Source organism: Amycolatopsis alkalitolerans, from assembly GCF_006152065.1.
Classification (GTDB): Bacteria; Actinomycetota; Actinomycetes; order Mycobacteriales; family Pseudonocardiaceae; genus Amycolatopsis_E; species Amycolatopsis_E alkalitolerans.
In genome coordinates this window covers 49,957-72,685 of sequence record NZ_VDFW01000033.1, presented here as the reverse complement: position 1 = coordinate 72,685, position 22,729 = coordinate 49,957, and the positions used below count along the sequence as shown (strand labels likewise).

The window sequence follows — 22,729 nt, the reverse complement described above, 5'->3', positions numbered from 1 at the left end:
ATCTTCGGGACCCGCTCAGACGCGATCAACAGATAAGCCACCACAAACACCACAACCGCCACCACGGTGCTCATCACAGCGCCCCAGCGCCGGACAGCGGCACGTCGACCACCGGACGCCCGAACCATGCCGTGGTCGCCTGCTCGCGCCGCGACAACACCATCGCCACCGCCACCGCACTCCCGCCATCGCCGACCGGCCCGGCCCCGGAACCCGGGGGCGGCGCGCCGACCGCAAAGATGCCGCAAAGATCGGCCCGAAGCAAACCGGCAGGCCACCCGCGCACGGTCGTCCTGGCCGGATCGCCCGCGGGCAGCCCTTGGCGCTTTCCCCGCGCCGTCACGGGCGGGTCGGTCCGGCCGCGGGGACGGCGGCGCTCCTTGGCCGGCCGGCCCACCTGGCGATGAGTGGTCCGGTGGTGGCGAGCAGGAGGACGTAGGCGGTGACGAGGGGGGTGAGCACGGGGTGCTGGGTCCCGACGAGCCCGATGATGACGATGGAGAACTCCCCTCGGGCGATGAGTGCGGTGCCGGCACGGATGCGGCCCCGGCGTCCCGCGCCGTCCCGGGCGGCGGCCCGGCGGCCCGTGTAGATCTTCGTGGCGATCCCGGCGGCGGCGAGTGCCAGGGCCGCCGGCAGGGCGGGGACGAGGTCGCTGAGGTTGACGGCCAGGCCGATGGAGAGGAAGAAGGCGGCGGCGAACAGGTCCCGGAGCGGGGCGAGGACGGCGCGGGTGCGCTCGGCGGCGTCGCCGGTGAGGGTGAGGCCGACGAGGAAAGCGCCGACGGCGGCGGAGATGTTGACGAGTTCGGCGAGCGCGGCGACGACGAGGGTGGTGCCGAGGACCCGGAGCATCAGCTGTTCGGGGTCGGGGTGGGCCAGCCACCGGCTGGCGTGGTGGCCCCAGCGGTGTGAGGCGGCCAGCGCGGCGCCGACGGTGCCGATCGCGGCGAGGACGCCCAGCGTGGCCTGCCACCAGGTGCCGCCGGCGGCGAGGACGGCGAGCACCGGCAGGTAAACCGCCATCGCGAAGTCTTCGATGACGAGGACGGCGAGCACGGCGGGTGTTTCCCGGTTGCCCAGCCGCCGCAGGTCGCCCAGCAGGCGGGCGATGATTCCGGAGGAGGAGATCCAGGTGGCGCCGGCGAGGGCGACGACGCCGACGGCGTTCAGCCCGAGCAGCCAGCCGGCGAGCGCGCCGGGCGCGGCGTTGAGGCCGAGGTCGAGGATCGCGGAGGGCACGTGGCGGCGCAGGCTGTGGGTGAACTCGGCGGTGGTGAACTCCAGGCCGAGGGTGAGCAGGAGCAGGACCACGCCGATCGCCGCTCCCGCCTGGACGAACTCGCCCGCCGCGGGGATCGGCGCCAGGCGACCGTCGCCGAGGGCGACGCCGGCGATCAGGTAGAGCGGGATCGGGGGGATGCCGGCGCGACGGGCGAGGGCGCCGAGCCCGCTCAGGAGTACGAGGATGACGCCCAGTTCCAGGAGGAACGTCAGCGGGGTGTGCACGGCTCAGCCCTGGCTGATGAGGTCCCGCACGCTGGCGATACCGGTGTCGGTGCCGATCACGACGAGGACGTCGCCGGGGTGGAGGACCTCGGCGGGGGTGGGCGAGGCGATGACGTGCTCGCCGCGGACGATGGCGACGATCGAGGCGCCGGTCCGGGTCCGCGCCCTGGTGTGGGCCAGCGGTTGCCCGGCGTGTGGCGAGGCGGCCGGGACGGTGATCTGGCCGGCGGCCAGGCCGGGTACCTCGCGGGTGAGGTCGGCGAAGCGTTCGGCGATCCTGGGTGCCCCGAGGATCTCGGCGACCGCGTCGGCTTCGTCGGCGGTCAGCCGGAACAGCGGCTCGCATTCGTCGGGGTCGTCGCCGCGGTAGGCGACCAGTTCGACGTCGCCGCTTCGGCGGGCGACGATGCCGATCCGGTCACCGTCGGCGTTGACGAACTCGTAGCGGAGCCCGACCCCGGGCAGGAGTACCTCGTTCACCTCCACGGCGTCACCGGGCCGGGACGATCATGATCGGGCAGCGGGCGTGGCGAGCGCAGTGATCGGCGGTCGAGCCCAGCAGCAGGGTGGTCAGCGGGCTGTGCCCGCGCGCGCCGAGCACGAGCAGGTCGGCGTGCTCGCTGCGGCGGGTGAGGACGTCGGTCGGATAGCCGTGGATCACTTCGGGGAGTGCCGTCACACCGGTTTCGGCCAGTTCCTTCTCGAGCAGCTGCTTGCCCCACCCCACCAGATCGTCGACGGTGGGGATGATCCACTCGCCGCCGAGGTGCTCCCAGTACACGACGTGGAGGGCGTGCAGAGCGGCGCCGCCGCGGCGGGCTTCGCCGGCCGCGACGGTCAGTGCGTGGCGTGCGGCGGCGGATCCGTCGACCCCGGCCAGAACCACGCCGCGCGGCGGGCGCGGCTGCTCGCGCACGATGACCACGGGGCACCGCGCGGTGTGCAGGCAGGCGTGGCTGACCGAGCCCAGCAGTCGCTCGGCCAGTGGCCCGCGGCCCCGGGAACCGATCACGAGCAGGTCGTCGGCAGTGCAGGTGCCGACGAGGCGGGCCGCGGCGTCGCCGTGCTCGACATGGTGCTCGGCGGGCAGCCCGCCGGTGATCCGGTCGAGCTCCGGGCGCAGGTGCGCGCGCAGGTCGTCGGCTCGGGCGCGGGGGTCGGCGACGGTCAGCACATGCAGTTCGGCCTGCCACCGGCGAGCCTCCGCGGCCGCCCAGGCCAATGCGCTCCCGGCGTGGGGTGAACTGTCGTAGCCGGCGATCACCCGGTCCATTTCGCCTCCTCCTATCGGGCGTCGATCGCTCCACTGTCGCCGGAGGCGCCCGATGGCAGGCAGGGTCGAACGCCCATGCCCGCCGGGCCCTCGGTCCCTACCCGTGCCGGCCGGGCGGCGCAGAGGATGCGGCCATGGCGGAGACGCGAGCGGCGGTCGCGCGCGGCGCCGTGCACGCGATCCCGGCGGCCGAGGTGGCCGCCGCGGTCGGGTCCACACATGACGGTCTGAGCCGGGCCGAGGCCGCGGCGCGGCTGCAGCGGTGGGGCCCCAACGAGATCCCGGAAACCGCGGGGCGCGGCCTGTGGGTGGTGTTCCTGCGGCAGTTCGCCTCGCCGTTGATCTACGTGCTGGTGTTCGCCGCCGGGCTGTCCGCCTGGCTGGGCGAGTGGGCGGATGCCGGGTTCATCGCGGCGGTGCTGCTGCTCAACGCCGTGATCGGCGCGGCGCAGGAGCACGGCGCCGAACGTGGCGCGCAGGCGTTGCGCCGGATGGTGACCACCGTGACGGACGTGGTGCGTGACGGGGACGTCGTGGAGATCGACGGCCGTGAGCTGGTCCTCGGCGACGTCGTGCTGCTCACGTCGGGCATGCGGGTGCCCGCCGACGTGCGGTTGCTGGATTCCCAGAGCTTGCGTGTCGACGAGTCGCCGCTGACGGGGGAGTCGCTGCCGGTCGACAAGAGCGCCGGGGCGGAGGTCGCCGGGGAGGCGCCGCTGGCGGACCGGCCGACGATGGCGTACGCGGGTACGCTGGTCGGCTATGGCCGCGGCCGGGGCGTGGTCGTCGCGACCGGCGCGGGCACCGAACTGGGCGCGCTGGCGGGCCAGCTGCGTGAGCCGTCGCTGGCCGAGCCACCACTGCTGGCCAGGATGCGCCGCTTCACCGTCGTGATCGGGATCGGGGTCGGGCTCGTCGCGCTCGCGATGGCGGGCATCGAACTCGCCCGTGGCACCGCCTGGCACGAGGTGGTGCTGGTCGGTGTGGCGCTGGCGGTGTCGGCGATCCCGGAGGGGCTGCCGATCGCGCTGACCGTGGCGCTGGCGGTGGCGGTGCGCCGGATGGCCCGGCGGCAGGTGATCGTGCGGCGGCTGGTGGCCATCGAGTCGCTCGGCTCGTGCACCGTGGTGGCCTCGGACAAGACCGGCACGCTGACCGCGAACGAGCTGACCGTCACCCATCTCGCACTGCCCGGATGCGCGCCGTGGGAGGTCACCGGGGTGGGCACGGATCCGGCCGGCACGGTGCTGCTCCCGGGCGGGGACGAGGACGCCGAACTCGCCGCCGCGGAGCGGCTGGCCCGTGCCGGCGTGCTGTGCAACGAGGCGACGCTGGCCGCCACCGACGGGCGGTGGGTCCACCGCGGGGACGCGGTGGACGTCGCGCTGCTGGTGCTGGGGCACAAGCTCGGCATCACCCGCCCGGTCGCGCTGGACAGCAGACCGCAGCTGGCTGCGATCCCGTTCGAGTCCGAGCACGGCTACGCCGCCACCCTGCACGCCGTCGGCGCCCGCACCGCCCGGATCGTGGTCAAGGGCAGCACCGAACGGCTGCTCGGCATGTGCGCCACCATGGCCACTGTGGACGGTGAGCGGCCGATCGACCGCGACCAGATCGGCCGGGCGGCCGAGCAGCTCGCCGCGAGCGGGGAACGAGTACTCGCGCTGGCCGCGCGGACCGTCGAGGGCGGTCCCGGCCAGGACCTGGATCACGACCAGCTGACCGGGATGACCTTCCTCGGGCTGGCCGGGATGAGCGACCCGCTGCGAGCGGACTCCCCGGCCGCCGTCGCGAGCTGCCAGCGCGCCGGGATCACCGTCGTGATGATCACCGGCGACCATCCGGCCACCGCGCTGGCCATCGCCCGCAGGCTCGGCCTGGCCGAACACCCCGGCGACGTCGTCACCGGAACCCAGCTGCACGAGACCACCGGCGACGACGGCATCGACGCGCTGACCAGCCGGGCGAGGGTGTTCGCCAGGGTCGAACCGGCGCAGAAACACGCCATCGTCGCCTCCCTGACCCGGCAAGGCCACGTCGTGGCGGTGACCGGTGACGGCGCCAACGACGCCCCCGCCCTGCACCACGCCCACGTCGGTGTCGCGATGGGCCGCTCCGGCACCGACGTCGCGCGCGAGGCGGCCGAAGTCGTCATCACCGACGACAGGTTCGGCTCCATCGCCGCCGGTGTCGAGGAGGGGCGCAGCGCCTACGCCAACGTGCGCAAGGTCATCCAGCTGCTCATCTCCACCGGCGCGGGGGAGCTCGTGCTGGTACTGACCGCGCTGATCATGGGGCTGCCGTTGCCGCTGCTGGCCGTGCAGCTGTTGTGGCTCAACCTCGTCACCAACGGCATCCAGGACGTCGCGCTCGCGTTCGAGCCCGGCGAGGGCGACGAGATGCGCCGGCCCCCGCGACCGCCGCGCGAACCGGTGTTCAACCGGATCATGGTGGAACGGGTGCTGCTGTCCGCCGCGGTGATCGGCGGGGTCACCCTCGCGGTCTACCGGTGGCTGCTCGCGGCGGGCTGGAGCGCCGAGGACGCCCGCAACAGTGTGGTGCTGCTGATGGTGCTGTTCGAGAACGTGCACGTGTTCAACTCCCGCTCCGAGCTGCGGTCGGCGTTCACCCACGACCCGCGCCGCAACCTCCTGCTCGTCGGCGGCACGGTGTTCGCGCAACTGCTGCACATCGCCGCCATGCACGTGCCCTTCACCCAGGCCGTGCTCGGGCTGCACCCGGTGTCCCTCACGCACTGGGCGAGCCTGCTCGCGCTCGCCGTGACGCTGCTGGTCGCGGTCGAGGCGCACAAGGCGTACTGGCGGCGCCGCACCCCGGTCACCACGAGTCCATAATGGACAGTATCTGGGTCACCGGGACGCTGGTCGGGCTCCTGATCCTGCTCAACGCGCTGTTCGCGGGCACGGAGATCGCCCTGATCTCACTGCGCGAAGGCCAGCTGCGGCAACTGGAGCACCGCGACTCCAAGGCGGCGTCGGCCCTGCTGCGCCTGGTCGCCGAGCCGACCCGGTACCTCGCGACCATCCAGCTCGGCATCACCCTGTCCGGGTTCCTGGCTTCGGCGACGGCGGCGGTTTCCCTGGCCCAGCCGCTGATCCCGCTGCTGGGATTCCTGGGCCGGGCCGCGGAACCGGCGGCCATCGCGGTGGTGACCGCCGCCCTGACGTTCCTGACCCTGGTGTTCGGTGAGCTGGCGCCCAAACGGCTTGCGATGCAGTACGCCCAGCCGTGGGCCCTGATCGCCGCCCGGCCGCTGCACGCGCTCACGGTCGCGACCCGGCCCGCCGTATGGGCGCTGAGCGGGGCGACCGACCTGGCGGCCCGGGCGTTCGGCGGTCTTCCCGGTCCCCGGCGCGAACAGCCCAGCAGCGACGAACTCCGCGAAGTCGTGGTGGGGCATCGCGGTCTCCATCCCGAACAGCGCGCGATCATCGCCGGCGCGCTGGACATCCAGCAGCGCCGCCTGCGCGACATCCTCGTCCCGCGCCGCGCCGTGGTCACGCTCACCGCGGGCACGCCCATCCCAGAGGCGAGGGCGGCGCTGGTGGCCGCCGGCCATTCCCGTGCCCCGGTCTCGACCACCGGGCACCTCGACGACGTCGTCGGTGTCGCGCACCTGCGTGACCTGCTCGCCGACAGCGGCGCAGTCGGCGACGTGAGCCGCCCACCGGTGCTGTTCCCGGAAACGCTGCGAGTCTCCGAAGCGCTGCACCGGTTCAAGGCCGAACGGCAGAAGTTCGCGCTCGTCGTGGCCGAGCGCGGGACCGTCGAGGGGATCGTCACGCGCCAGGACCTGCTGGACGAGATCACCGGCGAGATCGAGGAACAGACCCGGGTCCGCTGGGAACCGGCCGGATCCGTGCTCCTTCCCGGCACGTTCGGCGTGCACGACCTGCCCGACCTCGGGATCAGCCTCACCGATCGGCCGCCCGGCGACTACGTCACGGTCGCCGGCCTCGTCCTCGTCGCGCTCGGCCGCATCCCGCAACAGCCCGGCGACCGCGTGCGGTGCGGCGAGTGGACCATCGAGGTCACCGGCGTCGACCACCACGCCATCACCGGGGTCCGCGTCTGCCCGGCGAGAGTCGCGTGAGCGCGTCGAGACCGGGGCCGGTGTCAGAGCCAGCCGTTGCTGGTGGCGATCCGCACGGCGTCGGTGCGGTTGCGCGCGCCGAGTTTGGTGATGGCGGTGGAGATCCGGTTGCGGACGGTGCCTTCGGACAGGTAGAGGGTGCGGGCGATTTCGGCGATGGCGGCGCCGCTGGTCGTGGCTTGCAGCACTTCTCGCTCGCGCGGGCTGAGCGGGCTGCTTCCGGTGCGGTGGGCGGCCGCGGCGAGGCCGGGGTCGATCACCCGCTGGCCGGCGGCGCATTTGCGGATCGCCTGCGCGAGGGCGGCGGCGGAGGCGTCCTTGACGACGAACCCCGCGACTTCGGCGTCCAGCGCGCGATGCAGGTACCCCGCGCGGCCGAAAGTGGTGACGATCAGGCAGCGGCAGCGGGCGCCGCGCCGGCGTAGCGTCTTCGCCACGGTGAGGCCGTCGCCGCCGGGCATTTCGATGTCGAGCAGCGCGACGTCGACATCGTGCGCGAGTGCCGCCTCGATGGCCTCCTCTCCGGTGGTGGCCTCGGCGGCGACGGTGATGTCGCCTTCCATTTCCAGCAGCGCGCGGATCGCTTCGCGGAACATGCGCTGGTCGTCGGCGAGTAACACGCGGATCGGCTGGTTCATGCCGGCCTGCCGGGGGCGAGGGGGACGTGGACACCTACCGCGAAACCGCCGCCCGCGTGGTTGCCGGCGCAGAGCCGGCCGCGGGCGGACTCGACGCGCTCACGCAGGGTGCGCAGCCCGGATTCGGCTTCCGGCGAGCCACCGTTGCCGTTGTCGGTGACTTCGAGGTGTGCCTGGTGCTGGTCGCTGGTGAGGCTGATCCGGCACTCGGAGGCGGCGCTGTGCCTGAGCATGTTCGTCACGGCTTCTCGCAGTCCCCACGCCAGCACGGCTTCCACCGCCGAGGGCAGCGGGCCGGCGTGGTTGTCCACGACGAGCAGGATCCCGGCGGCGTCGGCCGCGATCCGCGCTCCCGACAGTTCCGAGAGGAGCGTCGGCTGGCGGTAACTGCCGACCGCCTCGCGCACGTCGTCCAGCGCCGTGCGGGCCAGCCGTTGCAGATCCGCCAGTTCGTGGTCGGCTCGCATGCCGTCGGGCAGCGACTTTCTGGCCACCTGGAGTTTGACCAGAATCAGCGACAGCGTATGCCCCAGCAGATCGTGGAGGTCGCGGGCGAACCGTTGCCGTTCCTCCTCGACCGCCAGGCGCTCGATCTCGGCGTGCGCGGCGCGCAGCGCGACGTTGGCACGCTGGAGTTCGCCGATGGCCACCGCGATCGTGCCGACGAGCACGAGCAGCGTGATCATCGTGGGGGCCCAGTAGGGGCTGGGGTTCTGCGGCAGGCGGGTGACCAGCGCGAGCGCGGCGATCAGGTACAGCACAGCCTGCGCCAGGAAGGCTCGTCCGGACCGGAGCGTGAAGCCGAGCAGCACGAGCGGGTAGGCCCACAACAGGAAGAAGCCCAGTGGCGCCTGGGGAAGGGCAACGGCCGCGAGCGTGAGCAGCGCGGTCAGGACGATGAGCGGCCGCGCGGCCCGCCGCCGGCCAGGGCCGAGCCAGAACCACGTGAAGCCGACACCGGTCAGCACGGCCGGCGCGATGCTCAGCGGCACGGTAGTCGCGTGAAGCACGTTGGCCGCCAGCGCCATCAGCCCGGCGAGGAACGCGAGGAGGGGTAGCAGGCCGATCGCGCCCATCACCCACCGCAGCACCGCCGGACTGTCCACAATGGGAAGGCTACTGGAGCCACTCGATGACATTTGTCATCGATCGTGGCCCGGCCGCGATGTGGTGACTTTTCCTACTGGGAGGTCGCGGGCCGGATTCCTATCGTCGGGCGAGCTGCTGCCTCGTCGTGAAGGAGGAACCGTTGTCCGTACCCATACTCCCGTCGCCCGATCGCGGGCCGGGGCCGGCGGTCGTGGCCACGGACCTGGTCAAGGTGTATTCGTCCGGGCCGGCCGCCGTCCGCGCGCTGGACGGTGTCAGCATCGGGTTCGCCGGGGGCGAGTTCACCGCGATCATGGGTCCGTCCGGTTCCGGGAAATCGACGCTCATGCACTGCCTGGCCGGGCTGGATGAGGCGACGTCCGGATCGGTGCGCCTCGGCGGGACCGAACTGACCGGGTTGCGCGACAAGGAACTGACCCGCCTGCGCCGCGACCGCGTCGGGTTCGTCTTCCAGGTGTTCAACCTGCTTCCCGCGCTGACCGCGGAACAGAATATCCGGCTGCCCCTGGAACTCGCCCGGCGAAAGCCGGACAAACTCTGGTGGGACACGGTCATCGACACGCTCGGGCTCGCTCCGCGGCTACGGCACACCCCCAGCCAGATGTCCGGCGGCCAGCAGCAGCGGGTCGCGTGCGCACGCGCGCTGATCACGCGGCCGGACGTGGTCTTCGCCGACGAGCCGACCGGGAACCTGGACTCCCGCGCCGGAGCCGAACTCCTGTCCTTCCTGCGGCTGTGCGTCCAGCGGCTCGGCCAGACCATTGTGATGGTCACGCACGACCCGGCCGCCGCGTCACACGCCGACCGCGTCGTGTTCCTCGCCGACGGGAAGCTGATCGGCGAGGAACATGCGCCGACCCCCGAAAGCGTGCTGGACCGGCTGAAGTCGTTGGGGAAGTGAGCGGCGATGCTACGCAGCACCCTCGCCGGTATCCGCGCGCACAAGCTGCGCCTGGCGCTGGCGACGCTCGCCATCACGTTGGGCGTCGCGTTCGTGGCCGGAACGTTGATCCTCACCGACACCGCCCAGCGATCCTTCTACGCCGACTTCGCGGCGGCCGCCCGCCACGTCGACGCCGCTGTGAGACCGGCGCCGGATGCTCAGCAAAAGCCCTGGATCGCGGCCACCACGCTGAACACCGTCCGCGACACACCGGGAGTCGCCGCCGCGGTCGGCCGGGTCACCGGGCCGGCTTCGCTGCTCGACCACGCGGGGCGTGCCCCGCAGCGGGGTAGCGCCATCGCCATCTCGCCCGACCCGCAGTTGCAGCCCTACCGCGTCGTCAGCGGGAGACTGCCCCAGTCCGCCCGCGAAGCCGTGCTCGATCAGGACACCGCCCAGGCCGACGGATACACCGTCGGAGCCACCCTCCAGGTGCTGGACCAGCAGCATCGCCTCATGCGGTACCGGCTGGCCGGCATCATCGATCTCGGCGTCGCCAAGGGACTCAACGGCGCCACCGTCATCGGGCTCGCCCCCGACGCGGCACTGGCACTGACCGGCCGGCCCGGCTACGACGAGATCGACGCGCGGGCGGCACCGGGTGTCAGCCAGGCGCAGCTTGCCCAGCGGGTGCGCACGGCGGTGGGGTCCCCACACGACGAGGTGGTCACCGGCACGCAACTGGCGAAGGACCAGGCCGACGCGTCAGTCAAGTTCACCGACCTCTTCCTGCAGATCCTGCTGATCTTCGCGCTGGTCGCGCTGCTGGTCGCCGCGCTGGTCATCAACAACACCTTCAGCATCCTGGTGGCCCAGCGCACCCGGGAATTCGCGCTGCTGCGCTGTGTGGGGGCGACGCGCCGCCAGGTCCTCACCGCGACGCTGGCGGAATCCTCGCTGGCCGGCGTTGTGGCGTCGGCTGCCGGGGTACTGGCCGGTCTCGGCGCCGCACTGGGGATGCGGGCGGTGTTTTCCTGGACCGGCACGCCCATCGCGACCGGCAGCGGGGTGGTGCTCAGCCCCAGGACAGCGCTGATCTCGCTGGCCCTCGGCGTCGTGGTCACGGTGTTTTCCGCGCTGCTGCCCGCGCGCGGCGCGAGCGCGATCGCGCCGTTGGCCGCGTTGCGGCACCAGCCGCACGCGGGCGAGGCGATGCGGCGAACGAGGCGGCCCCGGGTAGTGATCGCGGCGATCGTCGGCGCGGTGGGCCTGGCGCTGACCTACCTGGGCGTCGAGAGTTCCAGCCGCACGGGGTTCTTCGAGATCGCCGCGGGCGGCTGCGTCCTGTTCCTGGCCGTGCTGGCGGCGGGACCGCTGGTGGTGGGGCCGCTGGTGCGGGTGCTGGGGTGGGTGCCGGGGCGGATCATCGGCGGCCCGGCGCGGCTGGCGGTCGCCAACGTGCGCCGCAATCCGGGACGGGCCGCCGCGACGACGGCGGCGCTGACGATCGGCACCACGCTGGCGACGGTGTTCGCCATCGTCACCATGTCGATGCAGGCGTCCGCCACCACCTCGATTGCCCGGCACTATCCCTTCGACTACCTTGTGACCGGCCCCGGCGGGATCCCCCCGGCCGTGACCGACCAGCTACGCCACCTTCCGCAACTGTCCACAGTGGCCGAGGTGTATCAGGGAACGGTCACCGTGAACGCGTCGCCGCAGCAGGTGGACGCGCTCGAGCCGGTGGCCTACTCGACGATGGTCCGCCCGCGGATGATCGACGGCGCGATGACCGACCTGCGACCGGGAACCGTGGCCGTAAGCTCGGGCGCACTCGCCGCGCTGCACGCGCACGACGGCGGCACGGTCACGATCGACGTTCCCAACGCGGCGCCACGAACGGCTCGGGTGGCCGCGGTCTATGCGATCGATCAGGGGGAAACGCTTCCGCCGCTGCTCCTCCCGCTCTCGGACTACCTCCGTGACTTCGCGCCCACGACAGCGCAGTCCGTGCTGATCTTGACCAAACCCGGTGTCCCGCCGAGCGAATCCCTGGCCGCGATCGAACGGGCCACCGGCGCCACCGCGCTGACGATCACCAGCGCTGCCGACTACAAGGCCCAGCTCACCAGCCGAATCAGCCAGGTCCTTGGAGTGTTCGGGGCCCTGCTGAGTATCGCCGCGCTGATCGCCCTGATCGGTATCGCCAACACCCTGTCGCTGTCGGTCATCGAGCGCACCCGCGAATCGGCCGTGCTGCGAGCCATCGGCCTGACCAAACGCCAGTTGCGCCTCACCCTGACGATCGAGGCGGTGCTGGTGACGCTGCTGGGCGTTGCCACCGGACTCGCCCTGGGCATCCCCTACGCCTGGGCCACCGTGCACCTGTTCCTCCGGCAAACCGGCGAGGGCGCCTTCGCGCTGCCGACCGGCCAGATCCTGCTCTACGTCGCGCTGACAGTGCTCGCCGCCGTCCTGGCCTCGGTGTTCCCCGCGCACCGCGCGACGAAAACCCCACCCATCACCGCGACCAGCGAAACCTAACCCGCGGCGGAGGTCACCCGCCCGCTACGTGCTTGATCCTGTCCACAATGGATCGCGGTCGGCGCGCTCGCCAGAACCTACCGGGCCTTCGTGCCCGCCGCCAGGAAGAGCGGGTAGGCGGCGCCGTCCCTGACCACCTCGTAGACCTGCTCGACGTGGACATCGGCGAACCCCGCCGATTCGAGCCGGGCGGACAGGTCGCCGGTGTCGAACCCGTGGTGGCCGTGGAAGTCGCCGCCGTCGTGAAACGAGCCGTCCTCTTTGACGAGGTCGACCACGCAGAGGTGCCCGCCCTCGTCGAGTAGGCTCGCGAAAGCGTCCAGCACGGGCGTCAGGTCCGGGATGTGGTGCAGCGCCATCACCGTGACGATCAGGTCGAAACGTTCGCCGGGGACACTTCCGGCGGACAGGTCGAGGTCCCAGATGCGAGTGTTCGCGGGCAGGGCTCCCGTCGCCAGCTTGCCGCGCATGACGTCCCGCATGCCGGCCGACGAGTCCGCGAGAGTGATCGGACCGACGCCGTCGGCGAGTTGCTGCGAAACGAGCCCGGTGCCCGCCCCGTACTCGAGCACGCGCGTCGATCCGGTCGGCGCCACGACCCGGCGGATGGCCGCCGCGACCACCCGGGCACGCTCGGTCTTGGCTTCGTCGTCCCAGGTCGCGGCCTTCTCGTCGAACGAGCTCACGCCGTCCCGCCTTTCTCGTCGTCGATCGTGCCGACCAGCCTAATGACCCCGGGTTTCCGCCGTTCGACCAGTGCATGTGCGGGTCGCGAGCGGCCGGGGGGTAGCCACGAAGGGGTGAATCATGTTCGTATGGATGGCGCGAAACCCGCTTCGAAGGCCGTCGGGAAGCCATCCGGAGGGTGTGCATGCGCAGTGAGAGGCTGGACAGTCTGGTCATCGGTGACGTGCTCCGGCAACGCGCGGTAACGCACCGTTCCGAGGTGTTCCTCAAGTTCCACGAGGGCGAACTCAGCTACGGCGAGGTCGACTCGATGACCGACTGGGTGGCGAACGGACTCGCCGCGCACGGCGTCGGCCGCGGCCAGCACGTCGCGGTCATGCTGCCCAACTGCGCCGACTTCCTGTACACGATCTTCGCGCTCGCCCGCCTCGGTGCCGTGGCCGTGCCGGTGAACGTCGCCCACCAAGGCGAGTTGCTCGCGCATGTGCTGGCCAGCTCCGACTCGTCGACGCTGATCATCGACGGCGCCTACGCCGATCGCATCATCCCCCTCGCGCACCGGCTCCCCGGGCTGGGCAGGGTGATCGTCCGCGGACCTGCCCGCCCGGTCGGCAAACCGACATTGGCGTTTTCGGAGCTGCTGGCCCACGGCGCCGAGCCGGTCAGCCGGCCCGTGGCGTTCTCCGATCTGCACGCGATCATGTACACGTCCGGCACCACGGGCCCGTCGAAGGGCGCGATGTGCTCGCACGCGCTCGGGCTGACCTGCGCGATCGACTCGCTCGACTACCTGGACAGGTGGGGCAAGACGATCTACTGCCCGCTGCCGCTGTTCCACGCCGCGGGCCTGTGGGACGGCGTGTTCTCGGCGATGCTGGGCGGCGGCGCGATAGCGGTGACCGACCGGTTCCACGCTTCGCGGTTCTGGGACGACGTGCGCGCGTTCGGCGCCGAGGTGTGCATGAGCGTGTTCTCGATGATCCCGATCCTGCTGAACAGGCCGGAAACCCCGCGGGACAAGGACCATCCGCTCGACACGTTCTACATGGGAAAGTCCATTTTGGATGCTCCGCTGCTGGAACGGTTCGGGGTGCGCTCGGCGGAGACGTACACCAGCACCGAGGCCGGAATCGTGACCGGCAGCCCGTACGGCGAGTGGCGGCTCGGGTCGTGCGGGACGCCGAACGAGCGGCGGTTCGAGGTCGGCGTGGTGGACGCCCATGACCGCCTGCTCGGGCCCGGCGAGCCCGGTGAGCTGGTCGTGCGGCCCAAACAGCCCTTCGTGATCACCACCGGCTACTACGGTGCCCCGGAGGCGACCGCCGAGGCGTTCCGGAACCTGTGGTACCACACCGGGGACCGGGGCTACCGGGACGAGGACGGCTACTACTTCTTCCTCGACCGGATGAAGGACGCGATCCGCCACCGGGGCGAGAACATCTCCGCGTTCGACATCGAGTGCGAGGTGAACCTGCACCCGGACGTGATCGAATGCGCGGCCACCGGGGTGCCCTCCGAGCTCGAGGAGGAGGACGTCAAGCTGACCGTCGTGCTGCGGCCGGAGGCGGCGCTGGACCCGGACGAGCTGGTCGGGTTCTGTGAAGACCGGCTGCCCCGGTTCATGGTGCCGAGGTACGTGGAGTTCGTGGACGCCTTGCCGAGAACCCCGACGGACAAGGTCGCCAAGTACAAGCTGAAGGAACAGGGCGACCACGGCCTCACGGCGTCGACCTGGGATCGCGAGGCGGGCCAGGGCCGCCGCGCGGAAAGGACGGCATGAACTGGGAGGACTCGCCCGAGGAGGCGGCGTTCCGGCAGGAAGTGCGGGCGTTCATCGGCGAACGTTTCCCGGCCGGGTACGTCCCCGACCACGACGACGAGCACTCGATGGAGCCGGAGGACGTGTGGGGCTACAACTGGCCGGTCGACCGGTCCTCCGCTGATCCGGCTCGCCGGGAAGGCGCACGCCGATGGGCGAGCGCGCTGGCGGAACGGGGATGGATCGCCCCGCACTGGCCGCGGGAGTACGGCGGCGCCGGGCTGTCCGCGCTGCTGGAGTTCGTGCTGCAGGAGGAGATGATGCGCGCGCGGGTGCCGACCGTGAACGGCATCGGCGCGTTCCTGCTCGGCCCGACCTTGCTGGCGCACGGCACCGACGAGCAGAAGGCCGAGCACCTGCCGAGGATCGCGCGCGGCGAGGCGACCTGGGCGCAGGGGTTCTCCGAGCCCGGCGCCGGATCCGACCTCGCGGGACTGCGCACCCGCGCCGTACGGGACGGGGACGACTACGTGGTGACCGGCCAGAAGGTCTGGACCTCTCTGGGTCAGTACGCCGACTGGCTGTTCGTGCTCGTCCGCACCGATCCCGACGCGAAGAGGCACCGGGGTATCACGTTCCTGGTGCTGGACGCGAAGACACCGGGAGTGACCATCCGCCCGATCACCGACATCCGCGGCGCCGCCCCGTTCGCCGAGATCTTCCTCGACGAGGTGCGGGTGCCGGTGGCCAACCGCGTCGGTGCGGAGAACAAGGGCTGGTACGTGGCGATGGACGCGCTGTCGTTCGAGCGCGCGGGCATCGGGGCGTGCGTGAAGATGGAGCAGGCGCTCGCCGACCTGGTGACGTACCTGCGCTCCGACGAGGGCAACCGCTTCGCCCGCGCCGACCGCGGCGCGCTGCGGCACGAGATCGCACGCCGGTACGCCGAGATCAGGGTCGCGTACAACCTCGCCAGGTACACGGTTTCGGTGCAGGCCAAGGGCGGCGTGCCGGGCTACGAAGCCTCGGTGAACCAGCTGTTCGGCGCCGAACTGCTGCAGCGGCTCGCGCGGACCGGCGCCTCGGCGTTCGGCCCGTTCTCCCAGCTGTGGCAAGGCAAGGACGCGCCGTTGCACGCGACGTACGCGCATCTGCGCGCGGACGCGGTTGCGGCTACCTTCCTGGGTGGGACGACGGAAATCCAGCGTAACGTGATCGCCACCCGCGGACTCGGACTCCCCAGGGAATAGAAGGAAAGAGAAGGAGCACATGGACGAGACGCTTGACGTGCAGATCAAAGATCGAGTGGCCTGGCTGACGCTCAACCGCCCGGACAAGCTCAACGCGCTGACCCCGGGCACCTTGCACGAGCTGCGCCGGGTGTTCACCGAGATCGACGACGACGAGAACGTCTGCGTTGCGGTGCTCCGGGGTGCGGGTGAGCGGGCCTTCTGCGCCGGGATGGACGTCGACTGGTCGGAGGGACTGACCAAGGCAGACCGGATCGAGCAGGGCAGGCTCGGCGAGAAGACGTTCGCGATGATGTCACGACTGTCCATTCCGGTCTTCGCCGCGGTGCACGGGTACGCCGTCGGCGGCGGGCTGGAACTGGCGCTGGGCGCGGATTTCATCGTGGCGCACGAGAACGCGAAGCTGGGCCTGGTGGAGATCACGCTGTCGGCGCGCCCGCCGTACCAGCCGAAGTTCATGAACGGCCGGGAGGACCCGGACCAGCCCGAGGTCGGCGGGTCCGCGCCCGGCTGGGGCGGGGTCAAACGGCTGCCACAGCGGATCGGCAAGGCGCTCGCCATGGAGATGCTGTTCACCGGGATCCGGCTGGATGCCGGCCGCGCGCTGCGGATGGGCCTGGTCAACGACGTCTACGGCGCGGACGAGTTCGACTCGCGGGTCGAGGAGCTGGCGACCCGGATCGCCGCGATGAACCGGTACAACCTGCGCCTGGTCAAGGAACTCGTGCAGAACGGCTACGACTGGATCGAACCCCACCCGTCCTGAAATCGTTTGAAGGTGGTTTGCGTGGCGGCGCGGGTGGCGGAACCTGAGGCGGCGCAAGCTGTGTCCCACACAGCAAGCGGCTCCGCCGCTTCAAAAGACAGAAAGGAGCAGCCAGATGCGGATCTACCGGATCGACCATGTCGCGCAGCTGGTCCCCGACCTGGACGGGCAGGTTTCGTTGCTGCGTAACGTCTTCGGGTTCCGGCCGACAAGCCACTGGGACAACCCGGAGCAGGGCGTCAAGGGCGTCCGGCTCGCCGTGCCCGGCAGCTGGGGGCAGGACTGGGTGGTGCTCTCGCCCTCGGGCGGGAGTTCGCCATTGCAGTCCACTTTGGATGAGCAGAAGGGCAGGCCGGGCTTCCACCACGTCGGCGCCGAAGTGCCCGACCTGGACGCGGTGCGCGCCGAGCTGGACAAGCGCGGACTGGCCTATGTGGACTCCGGGCACGGCTGGATCGAGGCGTCGCTGACCCCGCCGGAGCACGGGCCGGGCGTGCGGTTCCGGCTGCGCGGCACCGGAAGCCTGGCGCTGGCCGGTGACGAAAACGCCGAGCCCGTCGCCTTCTCCGAAGCGGCAGGCCCGGCAGTCGGGATCGTCACCATGGACCACATCTGCCAGGCGTACCCGGATCGCGAGGCGCTCGCCCAGTGGTACGCGGACCTCGCCGGGTTCCTGCCGATCTGGAAGACGCCGATCGACGAGCTGCCCGATATGGCGGACCTGGTGCTGAACATCCCGGGCTCCTCGGTGTGCTGGGAGATCATCATGCCGCGCGGCGAGGACTCGTTCATCGACCGGTTCCTGGCGAAGAACGGGACCTCGGTGCACCATGTGACCTTCCAGGTGGCTGACTGGGAGGCGGCGCGCGCGGCGCTGGCCCAGCACGGGATCGAGCCGTTCGACGACGAGGAGGGCGTCACCGACGGGGCGGCCTGGAAGCACACCTTCGTCCACCCGAAACAGACCGGAGGCGTGCTGGTGCAGCTGTTCTGGGAGGAGAAGCCGGGCGTGTGGGTCCGGTCCGACAAGATCCCGGTGGACGCCTAGTGGACCTGACGCTGACCGAGGACCAGCAGCTGGTCCAAGCCACGGCCCGGGAATTCCTGGCCGGACGTTCCGGTGTGGACGGATCCGGGCTGTGGAAGGAGATCGTCGAGCTCGGCTGGACCGGGCTGGCGGTGCCGGAGCCCTACGGGGGCGTCGGCGCGGACTTCCTCGACGTGTGCCTGGTCGCCGAAGAGTTGGGCCGCGCCGGGGTGGCGACGCCCTTCGTGCCGACCGCCGCCGCCGCGTCGGTGATCGCCGGATCCGGTACCACGGAGCAGGCGCGGCAATGGCTGCCGGGGGTCGCCGATGGCAGGACGATCGGCTACGCGCGCGCAGAGCCGGGCGGGCGCTGGGGCGCCGCCGGATCCGACCTGACCGCGACCCCGGCCGGCGATGGGTACACCGTCGAGGGCCGTGCGCTGTTCGTGCCGTTCGCGCTGGAGGTGGCCGACCTGCTGGCGGTCGCCGCCACGCCGGACGGCACGGCCGCCGCGCTCGTCGAGGGGGGCGCGCCGGGGATCACCGGTGAGCGCCTCGACGTGGTCGGCAACGAACCGGTCTACACGGTGTTGTTCGACGGTGTTTCCGTTTCCGGGGAACGATTTCTCCCCGGGAAGGAGTCCACCGTGGACGCCGCGACGGCGTACGCCACGGTCCTGAAATGCGCGGAGATGGTCGGCGGCGCGCAGGCCGTGCTGGAGCTGACCGTGGACTACGCCGGGCAGCGCCGCCAGTTCGGCAAACCGGTCGGCGCGTTCCAGGCGGTGCAGCACCACTGCGCGAACATGGCGATCGAGGTGCTGGGGTCCCGGTTCGCCACCTACGAGGCGGCGTGGCGGCTCGGCACCGGGTCGGACGCCACCACCGAGGTCAGCACCGCGAAGGCGGTCGTCAGCGAGGCCTACGAGCGCGTCTGCGCACTGGGCCACCAGGTGCACGGCGCCATCGGGTTCACGGCCGAGCACGACCTGCACCGCTATCTCCGCCACGCCACCGCGGCGGCGCTCACCTACGGCGACGCGGACTTTCACCTCGACAGGCTTGCCACTCACCTCGGCCTGTAGAGGTCGCGATACCGGGCCAGCCGGCCGAGATCGCGAAGCTCGCGTCGTTCCTCGCGAGCGACGACGCCGCGTTCATCCACGGCGCTGGCTACCTCATCGACGGTGGCTTGGACCCTCCCTTGAGGACATGTACCGGGTCATGGTGGTGCTCAAGGACCGGCGGAACAGGTCGAACGAGGAGTTCAGGAAGGTTTCACGGGCCTTCTCCGCGGTTGCGCCCAGGCACACGACGGACTGCAGCGCGGTGGTGATCCCCTCCGGATGGTCATGGCACCGTCCAGTGGTGTCGAGCGGGGGACCGGTTGCCGAGCCACAGGAGCGCGATGGCGCCGGCCTGGATCGCGGTGACGGTGACGATCAGGGTCGGGATCGAGTAGTCGTAGAGCGCGCCGGTCAGCGCGCCGCCGGCGAGGGTGGCGCCGCCGAGGATGCCGGCGAAGATGCCGTAGGCGGTGGCCCGCCGGGTGCTGGGGACGAGATCGGCGACGACGGCGCGCAGGGTGGATTCCTGCACGCCGACGGCGGAGCCCCACAGCACGGCGCCGAGGATGGTGAGGCCGGGGGTGTTGGTGAACGCCAGCAGTGGCACGGCGGCCGACAGCAGGGGGAGCGCGATGAGGGTGCGGGCGCCGATCTTGTCGTAGAGCCAGCCGGTGGCCAGGGCGGCGAGCGCGTCGGCGGCCATGGCGGCGGCGTAGACGAGCGGCACCGCCGCGGTGGCGAGCAGGTGGCGTTCGACGAGGTGGAACGACAGCACGCCGAAGGTGGCGAAGCCGGCCATGGTGGTGGCGGTGAAACCGCCGTAGACCCAGAACGCCCGGGGCAGCCGGCCGGGCTCGCGGGTGGCCGGAGCGTTCGCGGCACCGGTTTCGTACGCGATCGGGTCGGGCACGCGGCCGCGCAGCCATACCAGCAGCGCGAGTGCGGCGACGCCGGGGATGGCGAGCACGCCGAGGGCGGGGGTGTAGTCGTCGTGGGTGAGGGCCAGTATCCCGGCGACGGTCAGGGGGCCGAGGAGAGCGCCGATCTGGTCGAGGGCTTCGTGGACCGCGAAGCCGCGGCCGCGCCCCACCGCCGCGGTGGCGTGGGACAGCAGTGTGTCTTTCGCCGGTGAGCGGACGGCCTTGCCGACCCGTTCGGCGATCACGAGGGCGCACGCGAGCCAGAGCAGCCCGGTCACGCCGAGGAGCGGGACGGTGGCGGCGGTCAGCGCGTAGCCGCTGATCGTCCAGGCCCAGAAGTGGCGGGTGCGGTCGGCCAGCGGGCCGGAAACCAGCCGCAGCCCGAGCGCGGCGGCTTCGCCCGCCCCGGTGACGACCCCGACCACGAGCGCGGACGCGCCCAGCGATGCCAGCAACGGGCCGGTGATCGAACGGGCGCCCTCGTACACGAAGTCCATCAGCAGGCTGACCGTGCCGAACGCGGTCACGAACCGCCACGGCGACATCCGGGACCCGGCGCCGACCGGGTTCACCGACCCACCGCGCCCGGATGCGGTGCACACGCGGGAGGCGCACACTGGGCACAGCCGTCCGCGATTCGGGGTGAGCCGACATGACAACTGCTGGCGGGCATATGTCACATCATGCGCTCTCGATGCGGGGCGCGCGGATCCCGGCCGGCCGGGGCATGCTCAGTGGCGGGCTGCTGGTGCTACTGGGCATCTGGGGCGGGCTCGTCCCGTTCTGGGGCCCGCAGTTCGGCTACGCCTACACCCCCGACAGCACCTGGACCTGGACGTGGGGCCGGCTGTGGCTGGAGGTCCTGCCCGCCGCCGCGGCGATCCTCGGCGGTATCGGGCTGGCCGTCGCGACCACTCGCGCGGTCGGTGTGGCGGCGGGCTGGCTCGCCGCGGCCGGGGGCGCGTGGTTCATCCTGGGCCCGGTCCTTTCCGTGCTGTGGACCGGTGGTCCGCCGGATGCCGGGCAACCGGCGGGCGCGACCACGGTGGGCCGGGTCGTGCAGGAGATCGGGTTCTTCTCCGGGCTCGGGGTGGTGATCCTGTTCGTCGCCGCGGTCGCGCTCGGCCGGTTCAGCATGGGCGCGCAGCCGCGAGACCTGGAAACGCCGGCCGACGGGCCCGGCGACGCGGCCTGATCCGCGAGCGCGCCTCGTCGCTGGCGAGGAGGAAGGCCACGTCGGCGACCCTCCCGTCTGCGCCGCGGCGCTCGGTATCGCTCGCTGGGCCGGCTGAGGTCAGCGACCCGGCATGATGCCGAAGGCGCGGATCTTGCGATAGATGGTGGCGCGCGACATGCCGAGTTCCGCCGCGGCCCTCTCCTTGTTGCCGTAGTGCGCCGCGAGGCTGCGGACGATGGCGTCCCGTTCGATCGACTCGAGCTGGGTGAGCCGGCGCCGCGTGACGGTCCGGCATTCCGCCGGGAGGTCGGTGACCTCGATCGTGCCCGACCGGTGCTGTCGCGACACCTCGGCCAGTACCCGGTCGAGCTGGCGGATGTTCCCGGTCCACGGCAGCCGCATGAGCTGGCGCAGGCACGCGTCCGAGAGCGCCAGGTCGGGGCGCTTGGCGTGGCGGGCCAGCAGGTACGGCACCAGGCGGCGCACGTCGTCGATCCGGTGACGCAGTGGCGGCACCTCGACGGTGTGCGCGAAGAACGGCATCAGCCATCCGGCCGCGTCGGGGCCGCGTGAGGTCTCACTGAAAGTCACGGCGACCCAGGCGGGCGCCTTGCCCGGTGCGCCTCCCTGCCAGCCCGTGAACAGGTCGGTGAGGCGCCGCATGCCTTCGGTGCCCAGCGTGTCGGCGTGCCGCAGGACCACGACCGGCGCGTCGCCTCCGGCCACCTCGTCGGCCAGCGCGCCCGCCCAGGACTCGTAGTCGTCGACACCCTCGCAGTCCTGGACGATCAACCTGCCACTCGGCGCGTGGTGACGCGCGATCGCCTGCGCCAATGCGGCCTTCCCGCTGCCGCGCTCGCCGGTCAGCACCAGCCAGCTTCCGCCGGTGAAGCTCGCCTGCGCGGCGCCACAGGTCTGCCGCCAGGCCGGGCTGGTGCCGACCACGCCGGGCAGGTGCAGATCGGCGCGCCCGGCCGTGCGCGGCGCGGCGGCCTGGTTCTTGACGCGGAACACTCCGCCGGCGAGCACCGAGCCGCTGTACACGGGCCGGTATTCCAGCCGGGCGACCACGCCCGAGGGCAGGTCGGCCAGCACGGTGACGGGTTTGGTCGCTCCGGCGACGTCGGCGCTGTGCGTGAGCAGTGCCGCCCGGTCGGCCACGTCGTAGAGCTCCTGCGCGTGGTTGTTGACCATCACGACGTCCTCGTTGACGGCGAGGATCGCGCCCGATCCACGCTGGCAGGACGCGAGGTACTCGCGGAAGAGCGCCAGCTCGCGAGCGCCGACGCCGGCGAGCATCGCCTCCTCGATCTGCCGTGCCGTCCGGCCCGCCAGAGTCAGCAGCAGCGGGCCCGGGGTGCCCGCCCAGGAGGTCAGGTCGAGCACGCCGACCAGGTGACCGCGGACCGGATGGTAGATCGGCGCCCCGGCGCATTCGAAGTCCGCCAGGCGGCTGTTGAAATGCTCGAATCCCGACACCAGCACCGGCTTCTGGCATTCGAGGGTGGTGCCGATCCCGTTCGTCCCGATCGAGTCCTCGGCGTAGCTGTACCCGGGGGCGAGCGAGATCCGGTCCAGCCCGGAGTCGAGCGCGCGATCCACACTGGACCGGCGCACCACCAGCCCGTCGGCGTCGGTGAGCACGATCGCGACCTCGTGGCTGACCAGTTCGGTGCACAGGTTGTCGAGGATCGGCGTGGCGCTGCGCACCAGCAGGCACTCCTCGTCGCGGTCGGCGACGAAGATGGGGTCCGGTTCGTCGGCGTCGATCCGGTGTTCGAGCGCGCGCCGCCAGGACGCGGAGATGATGTCCCGCACGCCGGGAAGTTCGGGCACCGGGCGCGACAGGAACTTTTCCCGCAGGACGCCGACCTGCGAATCCGACAGGTGTTCTCGCCTCGTCACCACCGTCTCCTTCGACGTCGAGTGCCGGGTCACCGCAGTCATTGACCCACACGACCCATCGTGGCGGGCGCCTGCGGATTCCCCGGTCTCACATTGAGAC

18 protein-coding genes are annotated in these 22,729 nt (G+C 71.6%); 10 read left to right on the top strand and 8 right to left on the bottom strand.

Features of this window, described 5'->3' with window-relative positions:
* Positions 1 to 339: 339 nt before the first annotated feature.
* The 3 genes from FG385_RS28095 to FG385_RS28085 are packed head-to-tail and all read right to left on the bottom strand — an operon-like array spanning position 340 to position 2,782.
* Complete coding sequence (locus FG385_RS28095; RefSeq protein ID WP_139099813.1) at positions 340 to 1,509, bottom strand: cation:proton antiporter; 1,170 nt, start codon at positions 1,507 to 1,509, stop codon at positions 340 to 342.
* A gap of 3 nt (positions 1,510 to 1,512) precedes the next feature.
* Entirely contained in the window at positions 1,513 to 1,989 is a 477-nt protein-coding gene (locus FG385_RS28090; RefSeq protein ID WP_235022837.1) for a cation:proton antiporter regulatory subunit, read from the bottom strand.
* Positions 1,990 to 1,999: 10 nt separating this feature from the next.
* Positions 2,000 to 2,782 (bottom strand): universal stress protein, encoded by a 783-nt coding sequence (locus tag FG385_RS28085; RefSeq protein ID WP_139099811.1) that lies wholly within the window; start codon positions 2,780 to 2,782, stop codon positions 2,000 to 2,002.
* Positions 2,783 to 2,916: 134 nt separating this feature from the next.
* On the opposite strand from FG385_RS28085, the gene FG385_RS28080 reads away from it, so the two are divergent.
* Together FG385_RS28080 and FG385_RS28075 are read left to right on the top strand one after the other, a co-directional pair.
* The gene (locus FG385_RS28080) at positions 2,917 to 5,637 is read left to right on the top strand and encodes a cation-translocating P-type ATPase (protein WP_139099810.1); all 2,721 of its coding nucleotides are present in this window, start codon (positions 2,917 to 2,919) and stop codon (positions 5,635 to 5,637) included.
* Entirely contained in the window at positions 5,637 to 6,896 is a 1,260-nt protein-coding gene (locus tag FG385_RS28075) for a hemolysin family protein (RefSeq protein ID WP_139099809.1), read from the top strand. The genes FG385_RS28080 and FG385_RS28075 overlap by 1 nt, the downstream gene beginning before the upstream one ends.
* 23 nt (positions 6,897 to 6,919) lie before the next feature.
* Here FG385_RS28075 and FG385_RS28070 read toward each other — a convergent pair whose 3' ends face one another.
* Both FG385_RS28070 and FG385_RS28065 read right to left on the bottom strand, forming a co-directional pair.
* A complete protein-coding gene (locus tag FG385_RS28070; RefSeq protein WP_139099808.1) occupies positions 6,920 to 7,534 on the bottom strand; it encodes a response regulator transcription factor in 615 nt (204 codons plus the stop codon).
* On the bottom strand, positions 7,531 to 8,640 hold the full coding sequence (locus FG385_RS28065) for a sensor histidine kinase (protein WP_160148901.1): 1,110 nt from the start codon (positions 8,638 to 8,640) through the stop codon (positions 7,531 to 7,533). Before FG385_RS28065 ends, FG385_RS28070 begins: the two co-directional genes overlap by 4 nt.
* A gap of 143 nt (positions 8,641 to 8,783) precedes the next feature.
* On the opposite strand from FG385_RS28065, the gene FG385_RS28060 reads away from it, so the two are divergent.
* Positions 8,784 to 9,545 carry an ABC transporter ATP-binding protein gene (locus tag FG385_RS28060; protein ID WP_235022836.1) on the top strand — a complete coding sequence of 254 codons (762 nt, stop codon included), beginning with the start codon at positions 8,784 to 8,786 and terminating at the stop codon, positions 9,543 to 9,545.
* 6 nt (positions 9,546 to 9,551) lie between these two features.
* Positions 9,552 to 12,071, top strand: coding sequence for an ABC transporter permease (locus FG385_RS28055; protein WP_139099805.1), 2,520 nt, complete (start codon positions 9,552 to 9,554; stop codon positions 12,069 to 12,071).
* Positions 12,072 to 12,148: 77 nt separating this feature from the next.
* On the opposite strand, the gene FG385_RS28050 is transcribed toward FG385_RS28055, so the two are convergent.
* Positions 12,149 to 12,757, bottom strand: coding sequence for a class I SAM-dependent DNA methyltransferase (locus FG385_RS28050; RefSeq protein ID WP_139099804.1), 609 nt, complete (start codon positions 12,755 to 12,757; stop codon positions 12,149 to 12,151).
* A 185-nt stretch (positions 12,758 to 12,942) separates the two neighbouring features.
* On the opposite strand from FG385_RS28050, the gene FG385_RS28045 reads away from it, so the two are divergent.
* The 5 genes from FG385_RS28045 (at position 12,943) to FG385_RS28025 (ending at position 18,645) form a co-directional block, all read left to right on the top strand.
* The gene (locus tag FG385_RS28045; RefSeq protein ID WP_139099803.1) at positions 12,943 to 14,538 is read left to right on the top strand and encodes an AMP-binding protein; all 1,596 of its coding nucleotides are present in this window, start codon (positions 12,943 to 12,945) and stop codon (positions 14,536 to 14,538) included.
* On the top strand, positions 14,535 to 15,767 hold the full coding sequence (locus FG385_RS28040) for an acyl-CoA dehydrogenase family protein (RefSeq protein WP_139099802.1): 1,233 nt from the start codon (positions 14,535 to 14,537) through the stop codon (positions 15,765 to 15,767). Before FG385_RS28045 ends, FG385_RS28040 begins: the two co-directional genes overlap by 4 nt.
* Before the next feature lie 19 nt (positions 15,768 to 15,786).
* A complete protein-coding gene (locus FG385_RS28035) occupies positions 15,787 to 16,533 on the top strand; it encodes an enoyl-CoA hydratase/isomerase family protein (RefSeq protein WP_139099801.1) in 747 nt (248 codons plus the stop codon).
* Positions 16,534 to 16,648: 115 nt separating this feature from the next.
* The gene (locus FG385_RS28030) at positions 16,649 to 17,581 is read left to right on the top strand and encodes a VOC family protein (protein WP_139099800.1); all 933 of its coding nucleotides are present in this window, start codon (positions 16,649 to 16,651) and stop codon (positions 17,579 to 17,581) included.
* Positions 17,581 to 18,645, top strand: a complete 1,065-nt coding sequence (locus FG385_RS28025; protein ID WP_139099799.1) for an acyl-CoA dehydrogenase family protein — start codon at positions 17,581 to 17,583, stop codon at positions 18,643 to 18,645. The genes FG385_RS28030 and FG385_RS28025 overlap by 1 nt, the downstream gene beginning before the upstream one ends.
* 265 nt (positions 18,646 to 18,910) lie before the next feature.
* On the opposite strand, the gene FG385_RS28015 is transcribed toward FG385_RS28025, so the two are convergent.
* Complete coding sequence (locus tag FG385_RS28015; protein WP_200834692.1) at positions 18,911 to 20,119, bottom strand: MFS transporter; 1,209 nt, start codon at positions 20,117 to 20,119, stop codon at positions 18,911 to 18,913.
* An 80-nt stretch (positions 20,120 to 20,199) separates the two neighbouring features.
* Between FG385_RS28015 and FG385_RS28010 the strand changes: the two genes are divergently transcribed.
* On the top strand, positions 20,200 to 20,742 hold the full coding sequence (locus FG385_RS28010; RefSeq protein ID WP_139099798.1) for a hypothetical protein: 543 nt from the start codon (positions 20,200 to 20,202) through the stop codon (positions 20,740 to 20,742).
* A 99-nt stretch (positions 20,743 to 20,841) separates the two neighbouring features.
* Here FG385_RS28010 and FG385_RS28005 read toward each other — a convergent pair whose 3' ends face one another.
* Positions 20,842 to 22,629 carry a sigma-54-dependent Fis family transcriptional regulator gene (locus tag FG385_RS28005; protein ID WP_235022835.1) on the bottom strand — a complete coding sequence of 596 codons (1,788 nt, stop codon included), beginning with the start codon at positions 22,627 to 22,629 and terminating at the stop codon, positions 20,842 to 20,844.
* Positions 22,630 to 22,729: the final 100 nt, after the last annotated feature.